Here is a 20,663-nt window from a genome sequence, read left to right on the forward strand (position 1 = left end):
CCGGCCCCACTGTTCGTGCGGCGCAACACATGATGCGCTTGACCCATGCCTAAGCGCTATGTATAAAGAGCGCGTGGGTAGAAGCGGTCGATTGGACAGCAGCGGTGCAATGCCGCGAGGTTCAACTGGAGATTGCTCACTGACGGAGTGTTTCGTCGGTGGCGCAGTGCTCCAACAGCTCCCCTGACAAAGACTCCCGATCGCAGCATGCAAGGCCGGCCCCGCGGCGTTGTTCGCGCGCGCCCGCCGCATGCGTGTCCAACCTAGTCATTGTTAGGGGATCTCCCATGATCATCGACACCAGCTGTTATCCGACGAACCTGGTGGACCTGGCCTGGCGCCACGACGGCGACCCGTTCACCGGCGAGCGCCTGATCCAGATGATGGACGGCCCATTCACCATCAACGGCAAGCCGCGCCGCATCGACAAGGCCTTTATCCAGCCGCCGCAGGGCAACACCATCTACACCTACACCGACGGCGTGAAGTCGGGCAGCGAATCGATCGACGCGTACATGGCGTACACGGTCGAGATGGTCAAGAAGTATCCCGACCGTTTTATCGGCTGCTTCGTCTACAACCCGCGCTGCGGCGTGCAGAACGGCGTCAACGCGATCGAGCACTACGTGAAGACGCTGGGCTTCAAGATGGTCCAGTTCCAGGCCAACATGCACGCCTACCGCCCGGACCGCGCGCTCGACTGGCTGCGCCCGGCGCTGCAGAAATGCGCCGAGCTCGGCGTGCTGGTCAAGCTGCATACCGGCGACGGCCCTTACAGCATCCCGACCGAATGGGTGCCGATGATGAAGGAGTTCCCGACCGTGAATTTCATCATGGCCCACTTCGGCGTGCAGACCGGCGGCGTGTACTGCTTCGAGCCGTTCCAGATGGCGATGGACATGCCCAACGTGTACTGCGAATCGGGCTGGTGCCTGCAGTCGCGCATCGTCGAGTTCGCCAAGGTCCTGCCCAAGCACAAGATCCTGTTCGGTTCCGATACCCCGCCCAACGAGCCCGGCATGTGGCTGCGCCTGCTGGAAGTGCTGTGCTTCGAGCCGCCCCAGGGCCTGAACCTGGATGAAGACACGCTCGAGGACTACCTCGGCAACAACGTCGCCCGGATGATCGGCCTGGAGCCGACGCCGGTGCCGCGCACGCTGGAAGAAGCGAAAGCGCGCCTGGCCGCATAAGCCCCGCACCCGCGCCAACGACAACGGACTCCGGAGCACCCGACATGATTATCGACACCCACCTGCACCCGACCAACCTGGTCGACGAAGCCTGGCGCCACACCGGCGAGCCCTTCAACGGCGAGCGCATGCTCAAGATGATGGACGGCCCCTACATGATCAACGGCAAGCCGCGCCGCATCGACATGGGCTTTATCCAGCCGCCGCCGGGCAACACCGGCTACCGCGACGGCAACCGCCGCGGCCGCGAAGGCATCCGCGACTACATGGCGTATATCGCCGAGCTGTGCCAGAAGTACCCCGACCGCTTTATCGGCAACTTCACCTTCAACCCGCGCTGGGGCCCGGAAGAAGGCGCGCTGGAGCTGGAATTCCACGTCAAGGAGTACGGCTTCAAGATGCTGAAGCTGCATGCCAACATGCACGGCTACCGGCCCGACCGCGCGCTCGACTGGCTGCGCCCGGCGATGAAGGTCTGCGCCAAGTACAACGTGGTGGTGCTGATCCACACCGGCGACGGCCCGTACACCATCCCGACCATGTTCTACCCGATCATCCGCGAATTCCCGATGGTCAATTTCATCATCGGGCATTTCGGCATCCAGACCGGCGGCAACTATTCGTTCGAGGCGTTCTGGATGGCGATGGACACGCCCAACGTGTACTGCGAATCGGGCTGGTGCTTCCAGTCGCGCATCGTCGAGTTCGCGCGCCAGCTGCCGCGCGACAAGATCGTGTTCGGCACCGACACGCCGCCCAACGAGCCCGGCATGTGGCTGCGCGAGCTGGAAATGCTGTGCGGCCCCGCGCCGCAGGGCATGGACCTGGACGAGGACGGGCTCGAGGACTACATGGGCAACAACATCGCCCGGCTGGTCGGCATCGAGCCCACGGCGCCGCCCAGGACGCAGGAAGAGGCGCTGGCGCGGCTGAAGGATACCTACGCCAGCACACGCTAGCCGGTAGCAGTTCGGCAGGCAGGCACGGCACGGCGGCCGGGCGCATTTCCCGGCCGCCGGGGCAGCCTTCGCCCTGGCCCACCCTGACCACAGGAGCCGACTCATGAACGCACCCTCAGCGCCCTTTGCCCCGGCGGCAGCGGCGCACAAGCCTTTCCACGATACCTCGCAGGATTTCCACCAGTTCCTGGCGGCCTACCGCGAGGCCTTTCCCGAAGACGTGCTGCATATCCGCGAGCCGGTCGGCGCCGACCAGGACCCGACCGCGCTGGTGTGGGCGCTGGCCGCGCAAGGGCGCCATCCGGCCCTGCTGTTCGACCACGTCGAAGGGCTGGGCACATCGCTCGCGACCAATCTCTTTGCCTCGCGCGAGCGCGTGGGGCGCATGCTCGGCGGCGTGTCGCCCGCCGGCATCCATGCCGAATACCAGGCCCGCAGCCGCCGCATGGTGGCGCCGCGCGTGCTCGACAGCGGCGCCGTCACCGGCCACGTCGAGACGCAGCACATCGACCTGCGCACGATCCCGGCGATCCGGCATTTCGCCACCGACCGCGGCCCCTACATCACCAACGCGATCCTGATCGCGGAAGACCCCGACAGCGGCATCGGCAACGCCAGCTACCACCGCTCGATGCTGCATTCGCCCACCGAGATCGCCACCAGCCTGCATTCGCGCGGCCACCTGTGGCGCATGCAGCAGCGCGCCGCCGAACTGGGCCGTGCGCTGCCGGTGGCGATGGTGATCGGCGCGCATCCGTTGTTCATGCTGGCCGGCGCCGCGCGGCTGCCGTTCGGCGTTGACGAGCGCCATGTCGCCGGCGGCCTGTTCGGCGCGCCGCTGGAAGTGGTACGCACGCCGCGCCACGGCATCCTGGTGCCGGCGCATGCCGAGATCGTGCTCGAAGGCGTGATCGATCCCGAGGCGCGCGTCGACGAAGGCCCGTTCGGCGAGTTCACCGGCTACTCGTCGGACCGCTCGACCAACAACCTGCTGCGCGTGCAGAGCGTGATGCGGCGCACGGACGCGTGGCTGGTCGACGTGGTCGGCGGCAACTCGGCCGAGCACCTGAACCTGGGCCGCATCCCGCGCGAGTCAGAGATGGTGGAGAAACTCCGCGAGCGCTTCCCCGGCGTCACCGCGGTGCACTACCCCAGCTCCGGCACGCATTTCCACGCCTACGTGGCACTGCGCCAGAGCCGCCCGGGCGAGGCCCGCCAGGTGATGCTGGGCCTGCTCGGCTGGGACCCGTACCTGAAGACGGTGGTCGCGGTGGACGAGGACGTCGACATCACGCGCGACGAGGAAGTGCTGTGGGCCATGGCCACGCACCTGCAGCCGCACCTGGACGTGGTGGTGGTGGACGGCCTGCCCGGCAGCGCGCTCGATCCGTCGGCATCCGGTGTCGGCACCACGTCACGCATGGGACTGGATGCGACGCGCGGACCGAATTTCGACGGCATGCGCGCGCGCATCGATCCTGCCGCGATGGCGCGCGCGGCCGCGCTGCTGGCGCGGCTGGAGCGTGCGGCATCCCACGTGCCGTGAGGCGCGGCTCAGGGATAACCCGCTGAAAACGGCGGATTCATCGTTTCACCCGATCGATAAATCCGCCGCGAACGTTGTACCTTCCCTGCGCCGCTGTCATGCTGGACTGACAAGACAGGACTGGCGCGGGCTTCGCACGAGAGGATGGCACGACCATCCCGCAGAGGAAACGCCGGCGACCTTGGCGACACGTTAGCGCAATGCGCAACCGGCGTGATACCGACCAAAGGAGACAGCATGAACCCCACCCTGCCTACGCAAGGGCATGCCCCCGTGCATCCCGTCGACGAGGTCCTGCCCCCGCCCCGCCTGCTTGCCCTGGGCCTGCAGCATGTGCTGGTGATGTATGCCGGCGCCATTGCCGTACCCATGATCATCGGCGGCGCGCTCAAGCTGCCCAAGGACCAGGTGGCTTTCCTGATTGCCGCCGACCTGTTCTGCTGCGGCCTGGTGACGATGATCCAGAGCATCGGCATCTGGAAGGTCGGCATCCGGCTGCCGGTGATGATGGGCGTCACCTTTACCGCGATCGCGCCGATCATCGCCACCGGCTCCAATCCGTCGCTGGGGCTGCCGGCGGTGTTCGGCGCGGTGATGGTGGCGGGCATCTTCACTTACTTTGCCGCGCCTTATGTCGGCAAGATGGTGCGCTGGTTCCCGCCGGTGGTGACCGGCACCGTGGTGCTGGTGATCGGGGTCTCGCTGATGCGGGTCGGCATCAACTGGGCAGCGGGCGGCAACCCCACCATCAACACCGCGGCCGGCCCCGTGCCCAACCCCAATTTCGGCCTCCCGGTGAACATTGCCATCGCCACCGCGGTGCTGTGCACGGTGCTGGCGCTGGTAGCGTTCGCGCGCGGCTTCCTGTGCAACGTGGCGGTGCTGATCGGCATTGCGGTGGGCTTCGTGATCGCGCTGGCGCTGGGCAAGGTGAATTTCGACGGCCTGCATAACGCGCACTGGGTCGAGTTCATCACGCCCTTCCACTTCGGCTGGCCCACCTTCGATGCCATGACCGCGGTCACGCTGTGCGTGGTGATGATCGTGATCATGATCGAGGGCGTGGGCCAGTTCCTGGCGCTGGGAGAAATCGTCGACCGCCCAGTCGGCCCCGAAGACCTCGCGCGCGGCCTGCGCGCGGACGGCGTCGGGGCATTGGTGGGGGCGGTGTTCAACACCTTCACCTACACCTCCTACGCACAGAACGTGGGGCTGGTCCAGGTCACCGGCGTGCGCAGCCGCTGGGTCTGCGCCACTGCCGGCGGCATCCTGGTCGTGCTGGGCTGCCTGCCCAAGCTGGCCTTCTTCGCGGCCTCGATCCCGCAGTACGTGCTGGGCGGCGCGGCGCTGGTGATGTTCGGCATGGTCGCGGCCACGGGCGTGCGCATCCTCGGCCATGTGGACTTTGTCGAGAACAAGAAGAACGCCTACATCGTCGCCGTCAGCGTGGCACTGGGCATGATCCCGCTGGTGTCGGACAAGTTCTTCGCGCAGATGCCGGAGCTGCTGGCCAAGTTCTGCCAGAACGGCATCCTGCTAGGCACCCTGACCGCGGTGCTGCTGAACCTGCTCTTCAACGCGCGTTCGCCGGCCCCCCAGCCCCACGGCCTGGCCAAGGAACCGGCATGACGTAGCCAGCCGCGGTCAGAGGTAGTCAGACGGCTTCGGCCAGCCTGGCGCGGTAGCGCATCAGCAAGTCGCGGAAGGCCTGGGCCGGCGGCGACAGCGACCGGTCCGCGTGCACCAGCAGCGAGATCTCGCGGTGGATCACCGGATCGGTCGGCATCACCGTCGCCAGCCCCAGCGCGGTGGTCAGCCGCGTGACCGCCGCGCTCATCACGGCGATGCCCAGGCCGGCGTCGACCATGCCCACCATGGTCAGCGGCAGGAACACCTCGTGCACCCGCTGCAGCGTGATGCCGCGCGCGGCCAGCGCGGTGTCCAGGCAGTCGCGGATCGGGTTGCCCTTGTGCGGCCCGATCACCGGCAGCCCGGCCACGTCCTCCCAGCGCAGGGTCTTGCGCCGGCGCAGCGGATGGTGCGCGGGCATCACGATGACGAAGGCATCGTCCATCAGCCGCTGCGCGTTCAGGTCGGGCTGGCCCTCCGGGATGGTGCCGATGCCGAAATCGACCTCGCCCGAGCTGACCATCCTGGTCACTTCGTGCTCGGACACATCGTGCAGTTCCACCTTCACGCCCGGATGGCTGACGCAGAACTCGCGGATCACGCGCGGCAGCATCAGCGCCGCCTGGATCGACGACGCCGCGATCGATACGCGCCCCCGTCCCAGCGTGCGAAGTTCGCTGGAGTTCTCGATCACGCTGTCGATATCGGCCACGGCCTTCTTCACCAGCGGCAACAGCTCGGCGCCGGCTTGCGTGATGTGCAGCTGGCGCGTGTGGCGGTCGAACAGCTTCAGGCCGAGGTTGGCTTCCAGCTCATGGATCAGCGCGCTGACCGACGACTGCGACAGGTCCAGTTTTTCGGCCGCGCGGGTGAAGTGGCGCTCCTGCGCCACGGCGATGAACGCGCGCAGCTGGCGCAGCGACACGTTCATGTTGCTGAGGTTGGGCACGTTGTCTACCTCCGGGATCTCGGGGTGCGCGCTCCGCGGCGAAAAGCCAGCGCTTTCGCGGCGCGTCTGATTCAGAGGGTAACACGATCAATTAATCCGTTTGCGGGCCTTTACCGATGAAGAGCTGCCGCCCATGATGGATTCAACGGCGCGCGCCCCACACGACCTCGGCAAGTTCGGCAGCCGCCGCCGATGGCACAGACCAGGAGGAGCAATGAGAGCGTTTGAGTATTTCGAACCGGCGACGCTGGCCGAAGCCTCGGCCATGCTGCACCGATGCGGCGGCAAGGCCAGCGTGCTTGCGGGGGGCACCGATCTGCTGGTGCAGATCAAGGAGTCCGTGCGCAAGCCCGAGCAGGTCATCAACATCAAGAAGATCCCGGGCATGGACGTGCTGACGTTCGACCCCGTGAACGGCCTGCGCATCGGCGCGCTGGTGACCACGCGCGCGGTCGAGACCTCGGGCTTCGTGCAGCGGCACTACGCCAGCCTCGCCCGGGCAGTGACGGACTTTGCCTCGATCCAGGTGCGCCATCGCGCCACCGTGGTCGGCAATGTCTGCCGCGCGTCGCCGTCGGCGGATTCGATCGCGCCCCTGGTGGCCGACGGTGCCTCGGTGCACCTGTACGGTATGTCCGGCTCGCGCGAGCTGCGCGTCGAGGACTTTGTCACCGGCGTCGGCAAGACCGCCATCGCGCCGGACGAGATCGTCACCCGCATCACCGTGCCGGCGCCGCGGCCCGGCACCGGCAAGGTTTATCTCAAGCATGGCCGCCGCGTGCAGATGGAACTGGCCACGGTCGGCGTGGCGGTCTCGCTGACGGTGCAGGACGGCCGCTGCGCCGACGCCGGCATCGTGCTGGCGGCGGTCGGCCCCACGCCCGTGCGCGCGGTGCGCGCCGAGCACGTGCTGCGCGGCCAGCGCCTGACCGACGCCCTGATCCTGCAGGCCGCGCACGCCGCCATGGACGAGGCCCGTCCGATCAGCGACGTGCGCGCCAGCGAGGCCTACCGGCGGCAGATGGTCAGCGTGCTGACCCGCCGCGCCCTCGAACAAGCCCTGGAGGCCGCCCTGCGCGGAGCATCATGCGAAAAATGATCGAACTCGTCATCAACGGCGAACCGCGCGAGCTGGCGGTGGAACCGCACAGCACGCTGCTCGACGCGCTGCGCAACGACGCCTGCCTGACCGGCACCAAGAAGGGCTGCGACGTCGGTGAATGCGGCTCCTGCACCGTCATCATCGACGGCCAGCCGATGAACAGCTGCCTGGTGCTGGCACCGGAAGCGCACGGCTGCCACATCACCACCATCGAGGGCGTGCAGCCCGCGCCCGACACCGTGCATCCGCTCCAGGAGCAGTTCATGCGCTGCGGCGCCGCGCAATGCGGCTTCTGCACGCCGGGCTTCATCGTGATGGCCAAGGCCCTGCTCGACGAGAACCCGCATCCCACCCGCGACGAGATCCGCTTCGCCATTGCCGGCAATATCTGCCGCTGCACCGGCTACACCAAGATCATCGAGGCCATCGAGCAGACCGCCCAGGCCATCGACCCCGCCGGGTGCGCGCACCGCATCCGCGCCAGCGAGGAGGCATGATGACCCACGCCGTGATCGGACACAGCGTCAAGCGCACTGACCTGCTCGACAAGGTCACCGGCAACGCCCGCTACGTTGCCGACATGCCCTTCCCCGGCCTGCTGTTCGGCAAGATCAAGCGCAGCAACGTCGCCCACGCCCGCATCCGCCGCATCGACACGTCGCGCGCGCTGGCGCTGCCCGGGGTCAAGGCGGTGCTGACCCACGAGAACGTGCCGCGCGTGCTGCACGCCGGCTCGCCGCATCCGCGCTCCGCGTCGGTGACCTGCGACCAGTACATCCTGGACGACAAGGTGCGCTACTGGGGCGAAGGCGTGGCCGCGGTGGCGGCGGTCAGCGAAGAAATCGCCGAGCGCGCGCTCGAGCTGATCGAAGTGGAATACGACACCCTGCCCGCGGTCTTCACCACCGAAGACGCGGAGCGCTCCGACGCGCCGCGCATCCATGAGCGCGAGCCCGGCGGCAACCTGGTGCTGCCGCCGGTGATCGTCAGGCGCGGCGATGTGGAAGCCGGCTTTGCCGAGGCCGACTTCATCCTCGAAGGCGTCTACGAGGGCGGCCGTCCCACCCCGGCCTACATGGAGCCCAACGTGCTCACGTGCAGCTGGGACGGCAACGGCAACCTGACGGTGTGGATCTCCACCCAGACCGCCTTCATGGTGCGCGGCATCATGGCCGAGGTGCTGGGGTTGCCGCTGCACAAGGTGCGCGTGCTGGTCGACCACATGGGCGGCGGCTTCGGCGCCAAGCAGGACCTGTTCCAGCATGAGTTCCTGTGCGCGCTGCTGGCGCGCGAGACGCGCCGGCCGGTGCGCATGGAATACACCCGCGAGGAAACCTTCCTCGGCGGCCGCACGCGCCATCCGGCCAGGATCTGGCTGAAGCAGGGCTTCCGCAACGATGGCACCATCACCGCGCGCCAGGCCAGGGTGGTGTTCAACTCAGGCGCCTATGGCTCGCACGGCCCTGGCGTGACCAACGTCGGCACCGCCGCCATGGTGTCTCTGTACCGCTGCGACAACGTGCTGCTCGAAGGCCGCTGCGTCTACACCAACAGCCCGATCGCCGGCGCATTCCGCGGCTACGGCGTGGTGCAGACCTACTACGCGCTCGACGTGCAGATGGACGAGGCCGCCGCGCACCTGGGCATGGACCCCGCCGAACTCAAGCTCAGGAACGCCGTGCGCGAAGGCGACATCGCGCCCTCTAACCATCCGCTGATCGGGCACGGCCTGGAGGCCTGCATCGCGCACGGCATGGCCCTGCTCGACTGGCCCGCGCTGCGCCGCCGCGCGCGCGACACCAGCGGCCCGGTCCGCACCGGCTGGGGCCTGGGCTGCGAGATGCACGGCAGCAGCGCCTATCCCGGCATCAAGGAACAGGGCAACGCCATCATCAAGATGAACGAGGACGGCACCGTGGTGCTGCTGACCGGCGCGGCGGGGCTGGGGACCGGCGCGCATACCGCCCTGGCGCAGATCGTGGCGGAAGAACTGACGTTGCCGTTCGAAGCGGTATCGGTGGTACACGGCGACACCGACGTGGTCCCCTGGGACATCGGCGCCTTTGCCAGCCACACCACCTACATGGTCGGCAAGGCCGCGCAGATGGCGGCGGGCGAGATCAAGCGGCAGCTGTTCGAGCGCGCCGCGAAGCTGATGGAGTGCGAGCCCGACGCCCTGACGCTGGCCGGCGGCGTCATCGCCGTGCGCGACCGCGACGGCCCCACGCTGACGGTGCGCGAGGCGGTGATGCCACGCAAGGGCATTCCCGCCGCGCAGCTGGTGGGTACTACCACCTACCACCCGACCAAGTCGTATTCGTTCGCGGCGCATTTTGTCGAGGTGGCGGTCGACACCGAGACCGGCTTCATCACCGTGCGGCAGGTGGTGCCGGTGCACGACGTCGGCAAGGTGATCCATCCGGTGGCGGCCGCGGGCCAGATCGAAGGCGGCATCCAGCAGGGCATCGGCCACACGCTGTACGAGGACTATCAGATCGACATGCGCACCGGCCGCTCGCTCAACGCCAACTTCGTCGACTACAAGATGCCGCTGGCGATGGATATGCCCGAGATCCGCACCGTGATCCTCGAAGCCGCGCCGGATCCCGGCGGCCCGTTCGGCGCCAAGGGCGTGGGCGAAGACCCGATCGTCGCGATCGGGCCGGCGATTGCCAATGCGGTGTTCGATGCCATCGGCGTGCGCTTCCGGCACTACCCGATCAAGCCTGAACAAGTCCTGCAGGCGCTGGCAGAGAAGGCGGCACAGGAAGGTAGCCAGCCATGACCCGCAAGCAACGCCTCGTCGTCGCCATCACCGGCGCCAGCGGCGCGGTGTACGGCGTGCGCATGCTGCAGGCGCTGGCGGCGCTGGACGGCTGGGAGACGCACCTGGTCTGCTCGCCGTCCGGGCTGCTGACCGCGCACCATGAACTGGGCCTGCAGCGCCCGCAGATCGAGGCCATGGCCGACGTGGTGCACAACGTGCGCGATATCGGCGCCACCATCGCCAGCGGCTCGTTCCGCTGCGACGGCATGGTGGTGGCGCCCTGCTCCATGCGCACGCTGGCCGCCATCGCCACCGGGCTGGCCGACAACCTCGTCACCCGCGCCGCCGACGTAATGCTCAAGGAGCGCCGCCGGCTAGTGCTGCTGGCGCGCGAGACCCCGTTCCACCTGGTGCACCTGCGCAACATGACCACGGTGACCGAGATGGGCGCCATCGTGCTGCCGCCGGTGCCGGCCTTCTACGCGCATCCGCAATCGGTCGACGACATCGTCGACCACACCGTGGGGCGCGTGCTGGACCTGTTCGACGTACCGCACGACGGTCTGGTGACACGCTGGCAAGGCCTGCGCCCCAACGTCGCCACCGCTTGAAGAGACCTACCGCCTCGCGCTCGCGGGGAACGCAGCACCCTAATCAGGAGACAACATGAACGCACCTGCCGTCGCACAACAGCCGCCCGTCCCGGTCACCATCCTTACCGGCTTCCTCGGCTCGGGCAAGACGACGCTGCTCAACCACATCCTGACGCAGAAGCACGGCCACCGCATTGCCGTGATCGAGAACGAGTTCGGCGAGGTCGACGTCGACTCCGACCTGGTGATGACCTCTGACGAAGAGATCTTCCAGATGACCAACGGCTGCATCTGCTGCGTGGTCGATGTGCGCACGGACCTGGTGCGCATCCTGCAGAAGCTGCTGGAACGCCCCGAGCGCTTCGACCATATCCTGGTAGAGACCAGCGGCCTGGCCGACCCGACCCCGGTGGCGGCCACCTTCTTCATGGACAACGAAGTCGCCAGGCAGGTCACGCTCGACGGCATCCTGACGCTGGTCGATGCGGTGCATATCGAGAGCCATCTCGACGACCCCCAGCTGACCGGCTTCGACAACCAGGCCGTCGACCAGATCGTCGCCGCCGACCGCGTGATCCTGAACAAGACCGACCTGGTCGACGCCGCGCAGCTCGACCGGCTGGAAGCCCGCATCCACCGCCTGAACGAGGGCGCGCAGATCCTGCGCTCCAACTTCGCGCAGGTGGACCTGGGCAAGATCCTGGGTATCGGCGGCTTTACGCCGGGCTCGATCCAGGCTGACGCGCACGATGACCACCACGGTCACGCCCATGCGCACGACCATGAGGATCACCACGATCACGACCACGACCACATCTGCGACGAGCACTGCGACCACGCGCACGATGACGAGGCGCACGGCCACCGCCACGATCCGTCGGTGACCTCGGTCTCGCTGGTGTTCGACCAGCCGTTCGACCGCCAGCGCCTCGAGCATGGCCTGAAGGCGCTGCTGGCCGCGCAGGGCGACGATGTGTTCCGCATGAAGGGTATCGTCGCGGTGGCGGGCGATGACCGCCGCTACGTGCTGCAGGCGGTGCACCGGCTGATGGACTTCCATCCCGCCGAGGCGTGGGGCGCGGAACCAGCGCAAAGCAAGTTCGTGTTCATCGGCCGCCATCTCGACAAGTTGCGGCTGCAGACGCTGCTGAAGGTGTGCCTGCCGGTGGCGCAAGCCGCCTGATTGCGCCGGCGGCAGCGGGACTGGCTTGCCGTCAGTCCCGCTGCGACGCTGCCGCGCGCAAGGTCTGCGACGGCAGCTCGCCGAACTCGCGCCGGTACTCGCGCGAGAACAGGCTCAGGTGGGTAAAGCCGTGCCGCAGCGCGACCGCGCCGACCATGCCCTTCTCCTGCGGCGCGCGCTGCAGGTCGGCGCGCGCGCCATGCAGGCGCAACAGGCGCAGGTACTCCATCGGCGTGGTGTCCTTGCTCTTGCGAAAGCCCAGCTGCAGCGTGCGCGCCGACACCCCGCAATGCGCCGCGATCTGCTCCAGCGTCAGCGGCTGGTCCAGGTTGGCGCGCAGGTAGGCGATGGCGTGGCGCACATAGTCGGGCAATACCGCCTCGAAGCGGCGCGGCAGCATATTGCCGTCCGCGGCAAAGCGATCGAGCAGCAGCGTTGACAGCACGATGCGCTCGATGCTGGCATCCACCGCCGGCACACCGCTGCCTTCGCGCCGCACCCGCGTTTCCGCGCGCAGGTAGCCCACCAGCGCCTGCCAGCGCCCGGCGCGGCCATCGTCCACCACCGGCTGCATGTCGAACTCGATCGGCGCCGGCGGCTCGAAGCTGAACTGGTGGCGGAACGCCTCTTCGATCAGCTGGCGGCGGATCACCACGCTGAAGCGCTCGCAGCCCGGATCCAGCGACAGCGTGGTCGGCACGGTGGGCGAGAACACAAAGGTCGCCCCCGGCGGCATCAGCATCGCGCCACGCGGCGTTTCCACGCGGCAGGTGCCGGCCAGCACGGTCTGGATCACAAACTCATCCTTGTTCGGCTGCGGCTCGATCTGCACCGCCTGGTTGTAGGCAATGGTCACCAGCGTGAGCCGGCCGATGGTGCTGGTATCGATGCGCGCATCGAGCGCCGCATCGTCCTCCGCCGCGCGCAGCCGCGTCGGGCCGAACACGCGGCCGGACAACGACTGGATGCGATCGAGGTCGCCGCCACGAGAGACTGACGGGCGCGGGGCTGCGGCGGACCAGGCTGCGGTGGGGGACATATGCAATGGGGGCGGAAAGTTGGACAAGACAAAGGCTTGCCTGCCGATAGGCATGCCACTGCCAACAGCCGCGGTGAACGCTCCTCTCTCCCGCAAGCGGGAGAGGGGAGCAAACACGCGGTGCGCGACGCGCCTGCGCCGCGAAAAATATGCCATCCATCCTATGGCCCCCACCCGGCGCACGCAACCCAAGGGAAACCCCTGATCCCTCCGGCGCGCATTTTGCAAGCCCGCTTGCGGCCCCGTGCCACGGCCTTCGCAATAACGCTATGACGGCATGCCGTGCATCACTACTGTGCAAGGCATGCGTGGGCCATGCGCCGCGCATGGCACCGTGACGGACCGAGCCCGGCAACCACAGACCGGGCCAGCCGCCGCCGGCATGGCGCACTTTCCCCAGTACGCGGCAGGAGACCACATCATGCAACCAGCGGTTCACCCCGTCGACCAGATCCTGCCGGCACGCGCCATGGCGTCGCTCGGCTTCCAGCACATGCTGGTCAGTTACCTCGGCGCCATTGCGGTGCCAATGATCGTGGCGGGCGCGCTCAAGATGACCCCCGCCCAGACCACCATGCTGATCAGCACCGCGCTGTTCACCTCAGGCATCGCCACGCTGCTGCAGACCGTCGGCTTCTGGAAATTCGGCGTGCGCCTGCCGCTGATGCAGGGCGTGGCGTTCAGCTCCGTGGGCCCGGTCATCGCCATCGGCACCGATCCCACGCTGGGCTTCAACGGCGTCTGCGGCGCCATCATCGCCGCCGGCGTGATCGCGATGTTCCTGGCGCCGGTGATCGGCAAGCTCAAGCGCTTCTTCCCGCCGGTGGTGAGCGGCTGCACCATCACCGCCGTGGGCCTGTCGCTGTTCCCGGTTTCGTTTCACTGGTTTGGAGGCGGAAGGGGCGCGCCGGATTTCGGCGCGCCCATCTTTTTCCTGGTCGCCTTCGGCGTGGTGGCGCTGATCCTGCTGATCAACCGGCACGGCGGCGAACTGGTGCGCAACCTGTCGGTGGTGATCGGCCTGCTGGTCGGTGGCGCGGTAGCGTGGATGCTGGGCATGGGCAGCTTCGATGAGGTCACGCGCGCGCCGTGGTTCACCATGGTGACGCCGTTCGCGTTCGGCATGCCCACCTTCAACATCGGTGCGATCACCACCATGGTGATCGTGATGGTGGTGCAGATGGTGGAATCGATGGGCCTGTTCGTTGCCGTCGGAGACATCGTCAAGCGCCCGCTGACCGAGCGCGACGCCACCCGCGGCCTGCGCGCCAACGGCCTGGCCAGCGCCATCGGCGGCATGTTCGCGGCGTTCCCGTACATCGCCTTCATGGAGAACGTAGGACTGGTGATCGTCACCGGCGTGCGCAGCCGCTGGGTGGTCGCCACCTGCGGCGTGATGCTGTGCGCGGTGGCGCTGGTGCCCAAGATCGGCGCGCTGTTTGCATCGATACCCGCCGCCGCGCTGGGGGGTGCCACCATGGTGATGTTCGGCGTGGTGGTTGCCGCCGGCATCAAGACGCTGGGCGAGGTGGACTACGAGCGCAACCCCAACAACCTCTCCATCGTCTCCATCACGCTCGGCTGCGCGATGATGCCGGTGATGCTGCCCGGCATGCTGGAGAAGCTGCCCGGCTTCCTGCAGCCCTTCGTCCACAGCAGCGTGATCATCGCCTGCGTGGTTTCCGTGGTCCTCAACCTGATTCTCAACGGCCTGCCAGCCCGTGAAGCCGACGAGCTGCCCGCCAGTGCCGACAACGTCCAAGGGGTCTGAAAACATGGTGCACAACACCAACGCCACCACCGCGCCCGCCAGCGACCTGCTGATCCGCAACGCCGCCGCCGTGATGACCGGCCGCGCCGGCACCGCCGCGCGCGCGGGCGCCGCCGCGCGCGCGGGCGCCGCCGACATCCGCATCCGCGACGGCCGCATCGCCGAGATCGGCGCCAGCCTGGCCCACCAAGACGGCGAAGCCGTGCTCGACGCCAGCGGCTGCGTGGTCTACCCGGGCTGGGTCAACACCCATCACCACCTGTTCCAGAACCTGCTCAAGGCCGTGCCCAGCGGCATGAACGTCGGGCTGGAGCAATGGCTGGCGGCCGTCGCCTACCCGCGCCTGGCGCGCTTCAGCCCCGAGATCTTCCGCACCGCGGTGCGGCTGGGCATGGCGGAACTGCTGCTGTCCGGCACCACCACCTGCGCCGATCACCACTACCTGTATCACCACGGCCACGGTGCGGAAACCGGCGACGTGCTGTTCGAGGTGGCCGAAGAGCTCGGCATGCGCCTGGTACTGTGCCGCGGCGGCGCGATCCAGTCAGCCTCCGATCATCCCGGCATGCGCGCGACCGCGCTGGTGCCCGAGACGCTGGACGAAATGCTTGCCGATATCGAACGGCTGAAAGCGCGCTACCACGACGCCGCACCCGACGGCCTGCGCCGCGTGGTGGTCGCACCGACGACACCGACCTTCTCGCTACCGCCCGCGCTGCTGCGCGAACTCGCCGCCTTTGGCCGCGGCATGGACCTGCGCCTGCATTCGCACCTGTCCGAGACCGACAACTACGTCAGGTTCTGCCGCGAGAAATACCAGTGCACGCCGGTGCAGTTCGTCGCCGACCACGACTGGCTGGGACCGGATGTCTGGTTCGCGCACCTCGTCACCGTCAACCCGGAGGAAATCCGCATGCTGGCCGTGACCAACACCGGCATGGCGCATTGCCCCGTCAGCAATGCGCGGCTGGGCAGCGGCATCGCGCCGGTGCGCGCGATGGCGGATGCGGGCGTGCCGATTTCACTCGGCGTCGATGGCGTCGCTTCCAACGAGTCGGGCAGCATGGTGCACGAGGCCAACTTCGCTTGGCTGGTGCATCGCGCGCTGGGCGGGGCCGCGCAAACGCGCGTCGAGGAAGTGATTCATTGGGGCACTGCTGGCGGGGCTCAGGTTTTGGGGCTGCCCGGTATCGGCACGCTTGCGCCGGGGCAATCGGCGGACCTGGCAATTTATGACGTCAGCGGACTGCGGTTCCATGGGTTCCATGACATCGGCACGGCCCCGGTCGCGGCTGGGGAGCCGACGCCGGTAAGGGATGTGCTGGTGCGTGGGCGCCACGTGGTGCGCGATGGCGCGATCGTCGGGCTGGATCTGGAGAAGCTGAGGCGGGAGGCGCGGGAGGCGTTGGCGACGCTGGTCGACTGAAGCGGCTTGGTGTCGCGTTAGATGCTATGGGTTGGGGACGAACCGCATTGAACGGATGATGGCCAGCACGTCTGGCAGTGCATGCTCCGATCGTTTCAAGATCGGCTTACCGCGTGCCGCTGTGAGCTCGCGCGGGTCGTAGCCCAACAGCCAGTCGCCGTTCTGAGTCATCACTGCACGCTGTTCGTCACCCATGCAAAAACTCAATGTCCTGGGGCGAGGCGGCGCTACTGCACTCCATGTCTGGATGTACGCTTCGCTGTAGTAATACTCGTTTACCTTGCCAAGGCGCCTTAGTTGTACCTCCCGGGCGTAGCCCTTTTCAACGCCACGGTATGCTTCCATTAGCTTTGGACATATCTCCTTCGCGTTCCCGGGATGGCAACTGATTGAAAATGACATCTCACGTAAGGGGCGACCCTTGGGATAATAGTTGTCATGCTGGAAATATCCCGAGGCTAAAGGACTGGACCTAACGATGTCAGTGTACCCCCCGGCTTTAGCCATGAACTCCACCGCGCAATCCTTGATTGGAATTACATAGCGCTGCATCCCTTTGGACTGGGGCGTATCACTATCTGCGTCCGCCTTAGTACTCAGGGCAACAGCGAGCAAGGCAAAGCCAGCCCAGCGTCCAGCCATGGCCAAGAGGCCTCTCTGCATTATTTCCTCCATTCGTAGTCGTCCGGTTTAAGCCGCAGCACGCCTGCTCGGTCCGGGAAAGTCGGGTGGTCGAAAAGCAAAACCTGGGCATAGGCGTAGGCATGGTATCTATCCACTAGGCCGTTCAGCGAAGGGTTTTCTCGCGACAGGTGGCCGGGCAAGTTCACAATGCAAGCAACCCGCCGGAACGAAACATTCTCGTAGAACACGAACGACTCCCGTTTACGTAACGGACTACTGAAATGTATGTGGAACGCGCGCTGTGTGCTGGCGGCATATTTGTCGGCCTCCTCATCTGCCCGGTTCACGAGCCAATAGTAGCCGGCGCTGTCTGCGGCGTCGTAGGGCTCTCGCGCAATGTCATTGCGCCATCGCTTTACGTGGGGCGGTATGCTCGGCTCTACTCCGAATAGCGGAAGGTTGCTGCGCAGTGTGCCGGATTTCTCATGGGCCGCCAAAAGCTGCGAACTGAGCTTTGCGTCTATGCTGCGCCCGCGAAACTTCCAGTAGCCGATGTAGTTTCCCGGGTGCGTAAGTTGCAGGCCTCCGCGCCCATACCACGGTGCATACCAATTTTTCTCCCCACCGATCTCTATCAAGGTACTCAGCCAGACTGTCTCTTGTACCGAATTTCCTAAGAATGCGGCCACTCGTTTGCGAGTAGTAACACCATATTTGCGCCACATGACGTTCAATTGCTTGCAGTGCTCTGCGATCAATTTCCCGGCCGTCCCCTGTGCTGGCTCATAAACTATTTTTTCCGGAATCCCTGCCCCAAGGCCCCGCAACATCCTCGCCGGCACAGCCTGCCTGAGTTCATCAACACTAAGCCACAGCGCCCGACGCATATGATGAATGAACTGCAGCGGGTGGAAATGCCATACTGCACGCGGCAATCCTGTGTTCTGCCAGAATGCCAGCTTCTGCGCCTGCTTCTTGAACCGCTGCCAGCTGTCTTCCGAAACCAACGGCATGCCCGGCTTGCGCAGGCGCGCAAAGCGTTCATCCAGGTCAGAGACATCCCATTCAGTCGGATGCTTGACCACCAGATGACGCAGCGCCGCCTTGCCCGCTTGGCTGGTTTCGCTCAGCATCTCTAGCGTCGCCGGCTCGTCGACGATGGCATCGGCCGGACTCAGCATCGCGCCTTCTTCAACCTTCTGCCAGCCCAGCCAATACGGGAAATCCGCGTCAGACAACCGGACGATACCGGCCTGCGACAGGTCGATATAGCCCGCCGAGCCAGGCGCATAGGGCACCATTTGCCAATTGTCGGTGTGGCCGCTGCGCTCTTCGCTAAGTACACGCCCCAAGGTAAGCCACTCCAGGCCGGTGCTTGGGTTGTCCGGATACAGCGCCTCCGCGAGCGCCAGCATGGCATAGGCATAACCTGGCTGCACGATCCGGCCGATTTCGCGGTACTGGCCCTGTGCCGTGCGTATGCGTGTGGTCGTAATGCGCTTGTCCTTATCCAGCCGCACGCTGACATAGAGGCACTGCCCGATATTGCTCCCCGCTGTGCCAGCCGGAAACATCGGGTTGCCATCCTTGTCCGACGTCCGCCATACCCCATTGCCCTTGGGCAAGCGCGGATGCGCCGCTACAAATGACTTGCCTTCCGGGATAACAAAGTGAATGTCGCCGTAGATATCGGCGCTGCCCTTTTCCGTGATGAGGCTGCTGTCGCGGAAAAACCCAGCCAGTGCCTCGTCGGTACAGAAGATCTCGAAATGGAAGCCACTGCGCCCGGTCTGGTGCTGGCTTCCGGGATAGCCCAGTATGTCGCGCCGGTAGACCTTGGCTTTCTTGGGATCGTCCGGCACCCGCGCGTCCGGGCTGGTACGGGCTCGATAGCACGCCGGCAGCGTGTCGGTGCGACCGTGCAAATGCTCGGCGGCGGCCAGGTTCACGTACAGCGAATAGAACACCACGGGCGTGGCCGCGCCGGTCTCGGTCTCATGGCGCAGCAGAACAAAGCTGGTGTCATAGGGCTGGCCCTCATAAGTTTCGGTCTTTGGCGCCAGCCGATAGGCCACAATGGTGCCGTCTGCGATGGCGCGAACCGGCGTTGCCGTATCGGCGCCGACATGCATACCGCCGTGCCAGCAGTGGGTGTTGCCGATCATGCGCGCCGGATACGCGCCCTTCGGGTCGTCTGATTCGGCCAGCAGCCGCGCCAGCCAGGCGTCCTCCGACTCCTCCAGCGCATTGCCCGCCAGTGGCATTGTAAGAATGGGATAGCTGATGATCATGGCGCAATCCGGCTCAGGAGTAAGGGAAGGAACCGGGTATCTCCCATGGAGTCGCCGGTGCCATTGGCAGCGGATAGTCGTGGCGAACGCCTGCCTCGAACTTCCTCTGCGCCGCCTTGTAGGTAATCGGCCCCGGACATTCAAAGGTGATATTGCCGCCCTCGATCGTGATGGCAGCCCCGCCCGCGGTGGCAATGCGAATGCGCCTGGCCGCAGCAAAATCCACATTCATATTGGCCGACACGATGGTTAGATCCTCCCGCGCCGCCAGCTTCAGCAGGTCATGCTGCGCCTGGAGATCGATATCATCCTGACCCGCAGTCAATTGCAGGCCGACGTTGCCCTCGCCGGGCGCGGACAGCCCGGCCGCAATGCCGATCGCGTGACCCGCATGGATGCGAGCCTGTCCCGCGACGGCGACGTTGTTGTCCTGCCCGCTGGCCAGCACGACGCTTTCCCCATTGGCGAGTTGCAGGTCCTGTCCCGCCACCACGGCGAGGCCGGCCCTGCCGTTGAGATGGACCATCGGCTCGCTTTGGTGCGGCACCTTGCCTGGCGTGCTGGTACTGCCGCTGGCAGCGTCGCCTTTGGCGGCTTCGAGGGATTGTCCGTCGACCATGCCGGCTGCGGCTTTGGCCTGTTTCGCCAGCGGCGCCTCATCGTCCTTTCCCGCTGACAGTGCCTGGGTCTGGTGCGTGGTCGCGCCATCGCTCAGTGTCCTGACCAGATCGCCCGCCTGACGCAACAGCGCAATGCCCGCAGCGTTGTCGCCTGTCGGCAGCACGCGGCCCGTGACGGCATCGCGATAGGTCGTCAGCAATAGCCCGGCCCGGCCGCGTACCGCGACGTGGCCATCGGTGCGCAGATCGAACCCTTGCCCCCTGAAGCTGCCGCGGCGATTGTCCTGCTGGTGGATCACGTGGCCCAGATTGAGCTGGGTGGCTTGTTTGGTCGTGGCCAGTTGCGTGCGCAGCTGGTCGTCGGTGTCGTCGAACACCAGCTGGTTGTAACCCTTGCCGCCATGCTCCTGGCTCTTGAACCCGGTCAGCGCGGCGTCGTTGCGGTGGCCGTCCGGATCGGCACTCATGCCGTGCCACGCCGGGCCATTGCCGCCGGCAAGGTTGCCCTGTGCGCTCGGCTGGCTGTCGGAGCCCATCGCATAGATGCCGCTGGCGTCATACGGCTGCGAGAACGTGGTGGCGGCCATCGACTTGCCGCCCGGCGTGGGCGCGATGCCGGCTTCCCCCTGGCCGTTGTACAGCGCGCCGATCACGAAGGGCTGGTCGATATCGTTGTCCGCAAACTTGACCAGCACCTCCTGGCCAATGCGCGGCAGCCATTGCCAGCCCATGCCGGCGCCGGCTTGCCGCTGCGCCACGCGTACCCAGCGGCTGCTGCGGTCGTCGGCGCGCTCGCCGCGCTGCCACGGGAAGCGCATGCGGATCTGGCCGCACGGGCTGGCGTGGTGTTCGGCGCTGCCATCAGCTTGGCTCTGCCCATCCGGGCCAACCACGATCGCGGTATGGACGCCCAGCGGGGTCGATTGGCTATAGAGGCGCGGGCAATCGCCCTCCAGCACGGCGGCGCGCCATGG

16 protein-coding genes are annotated in these 20,663 nt (G+C 66.5%); 11 read left to right on the forward strand and 5 right to left on the reverse strand.

Going from position 1 to position 20,663, the window contains the following annotated elements; all coding sequences use genetic code 11:
* Nucleotides 1–287: 287 nt before the first annotated feature.
* From GA0116996_RS27285 to GA0116996_RS27300, 4 genes are all read left to right on the forward strand, one after another.
* Nucleotides 288–1,190: an amidohydrolase family protein gene (locus GA0116996_RS27285; protein WP_092318068.1), complete on the forward strand. Its 903-nt coding sequence runs from the start codon at nucleotides 288–290 to the stop codon at nucleotides 1,188–1,190.
* A gap of 44 nt (nucleotides 1,191–1,234) precedes the next feature.
* The gene (locus GA0116996_RS27290; RefSeq protein ID WP_012354043.1) at nucleotides 1,235–2,149 is read left to right on the forward strand and encodes an amidohydrolase family protein; all 915 of its coding nucleotides are present in this window, start codon (nucleotides 1,235–1,237) and stop codon (nucleotides 2,147–2,149) included.
* A 103-nt stretch (nucleotides 2,150–2,252) separates the two neighbouring features.
* Nucleotides 2,253–3,695 (forward strand): UbiD family decarboxylase, encoded by a 1,443-nt coding sequence (locus GA0116996_RS27295; protein ID WP_092318071.1) that lies wholly within the window; start codon nucleotides 2,253–2,255, stop codon nucleotides 3,693–3,695.
* Nucleotides 3,696–3,932: 237 nt separating this feature from the next.
* Entirely contained in the window at nucleotides 3,933–5,324 is a 1,392-nt protein-coding gene (locus GA0116996_RS27300; RefSeq protein WP_092318074.1) for a nucleobase:cation symporter-2 family protein, read from the forward strand.
* A gap of 25 nt (nucleotides 5,325–5,349) precedes the next feature.
* Here the strand turns inward: GA0116996_RS27300 and GA0116996_RS27305 are convergent, their stop codons facing one another.
* On the reverse strand, nucleotides 5,350–6,273 hold the full coding sequence (locus tag GA0116996_RS27305) for a LysR family transcriptional regulator (RefSeq protein ID WP_479928773.1): 924 nt from the start codon (nucleotides 6,271–6,273) through the stop codon (nucleotides 5,350–5,352).
* 214 nt (nucleotides 6,274–6,487) lie between these two features.
* On the opposite strand from GA0116996_RS27305, the gene GA0116996_RS27310 reads away from it, so the two are divergent.
* From GA0116996_RS27310 to GA0116996_RS27330, 5 genes are read left to right on the forward strand one after another with little or no spacing between them, the layout of a single operon-like run.
* Nucleotides 6,488–7,372 (forward strand): FAD binding domain-containing protein, encoded by an 885-nt coding sequence (locus GA0116996_RS27310; protein WP_092318077.1) that lies wholly within the window; start codon nucleotides 6,488–6,490, stop codon nucleotides 7,370–7,372.
* A complete protein-coding gene (locus tag GA0116996_RS27315; protein WP_092318080.1) occupies nucleotides 7,360–7,872 on the forward strand; it encodes a (2Fe-2S)-binding protein in 513 nt (170 codons plus the stop codon). The genes GA0116996_RS27310 and GA0116996_RS27315 overlap by 13 nt, the downstream gene beginning before the upstream one ends.
* A complete protein-coding gene (locus tag GA0116996_RS27320) occupies nucleotides 7,872–10,160 on the forward strand; it encodes a xanthine dehydrogenase family protein molybdopterin-binding subunit (RefSeq protein ID WP_092318083.1) in 2,289 nt (762 codons plus the stop codon). Before GA0116996_RS27315 ends, GA0116996_RS27320 begins: the two co-directional genes overlap by 1 nt.
* Nucleotides 10,157–10,753 (forward strand): UbiX family flavin prenyltransferase, encoded by a 597-nt coding sequence (locus GA0116996_RS27325; protein ID WP_092318086.1) that lies wholly within the window; start codon nucleotides 10,157–10,159, stop codon nucleotides 10,751–10,753. Before GA0116996_RS27320 ends, GA0116996_RS27325 begins: the two co-directional genes overlap by 4 nt.
* Nucleotides 10,754–10,808: 55 nt before the next feature.
* On the forward strand, nucleotides 10,809–11,918 hold the full coding sequence (locus tag GA0116996_RS27330) for a CobW family GTP-binding protein (protein ID WP_092318089.1): 1,110 nt from the start codon (nucleotides 10,809–10,811) through the stop codon (nucleotides 11,916–11,918).
* 31 nt (nucleotides 11,919–11,949) lie between these two features.
* On the opposite strand, the gene GA0116996_RS27335 is transcribed toward GA0116996_RS27330, so the two are convergent.
* A complete protein-coding gene (locus tag GA0116996_RS27335; RefSeq protein WP_092318113.1) occupies nucleotides 11,950–12,957 on the reverse strand; it encodes an AraC family transcriptional regulator in 1,008 nt (335 codons plus the stop codon).
* Between the two features lie 421 nt (nucleotides 12,958–13,378).
* Here GA0116996_RS27335 and GA0116996_RS27340 point away from each other — a divergent pair, with 421 nt between their 5' ends.
* Both GA0116996_RS27340 and GA0116996_RS27345 read left to right on the forward strand, forming a co-directional pair.
* Nucleotides 13,379–14,728, forward strand: a complete 1,350-nt coding sequence (locus GA0116996_RS27340) for a nucleobase:cation symporter-2 family protein (protein WP_092318092.1) — start codon at nucleotides 13,379–13,381, stop codon at nucleotides 14,726–14,728.
* A 4-nt stretch (nucleotides 14,729–14,732) separates the two neighbouring features.
* Nucleotides 14,733–16,154, forward strand: coding sequence for an amidohydrolase family protein (locus GA0116996_RS27345; protein ID WP_092318095.1), 1,422 nt, complete (start codon nucleotides 14,733–14,735; stop codon nucleotides 16,152–16,154).
* A gap of 24 nt (nucleotides 16,155–16,178) precedes the next feature.
* Here the strand turns inward: GA0116996_RS27345 and GA0116996_RS27350 are convergent, their stop codons facing one another.
* The 3 genes from GA0116996_RS27350 to GA0116996_RS27360 all read right to left on the reverse strand — a co-directional run.
* A complete protein-coding gene (locus GA0116996_RS27350; protein WP_092318098.1) occupies nucleotides 16,179–16,499 on the reverse strand; it encodes an SH3 domain-containing protein in 321 nt (106 codons plus the stop codon).
* Nucleotides 16,500–16,816: 317 nt separating this feature from the next.
* Nucleotides 16,817–19,069: a hypothetical protein gene (locus tag GA0116996_RS27355; protein WP_092318101.1), complete on the reverse strand. Its 2,253-nt coding sequence runs from the start codon at nucleotides 19,067–19,069 to the stop codon at nucleotides 16,817–16,819.
* 13 nt (nucleotides 19,070–19,082) lie between these two features.
* On the reverse strand, nucleotides 19,083–20,663 hold a 1,581-nt coding region (locus GA0116996_RS27360), incomplete at its 5' end, for a DUF2345 domain-containing protein (protein WP_244160006.1).

This window comes from Cupriavidus alkaliphilus, from assembly GCF_900094595.1.
Lineage (GTDB): Bacteria > Pseudomonadota > Gammaproteobacteria > Burkholderiales > Burkholderiaceae > Cupriavidus > Cupriavidus alkaliphilus.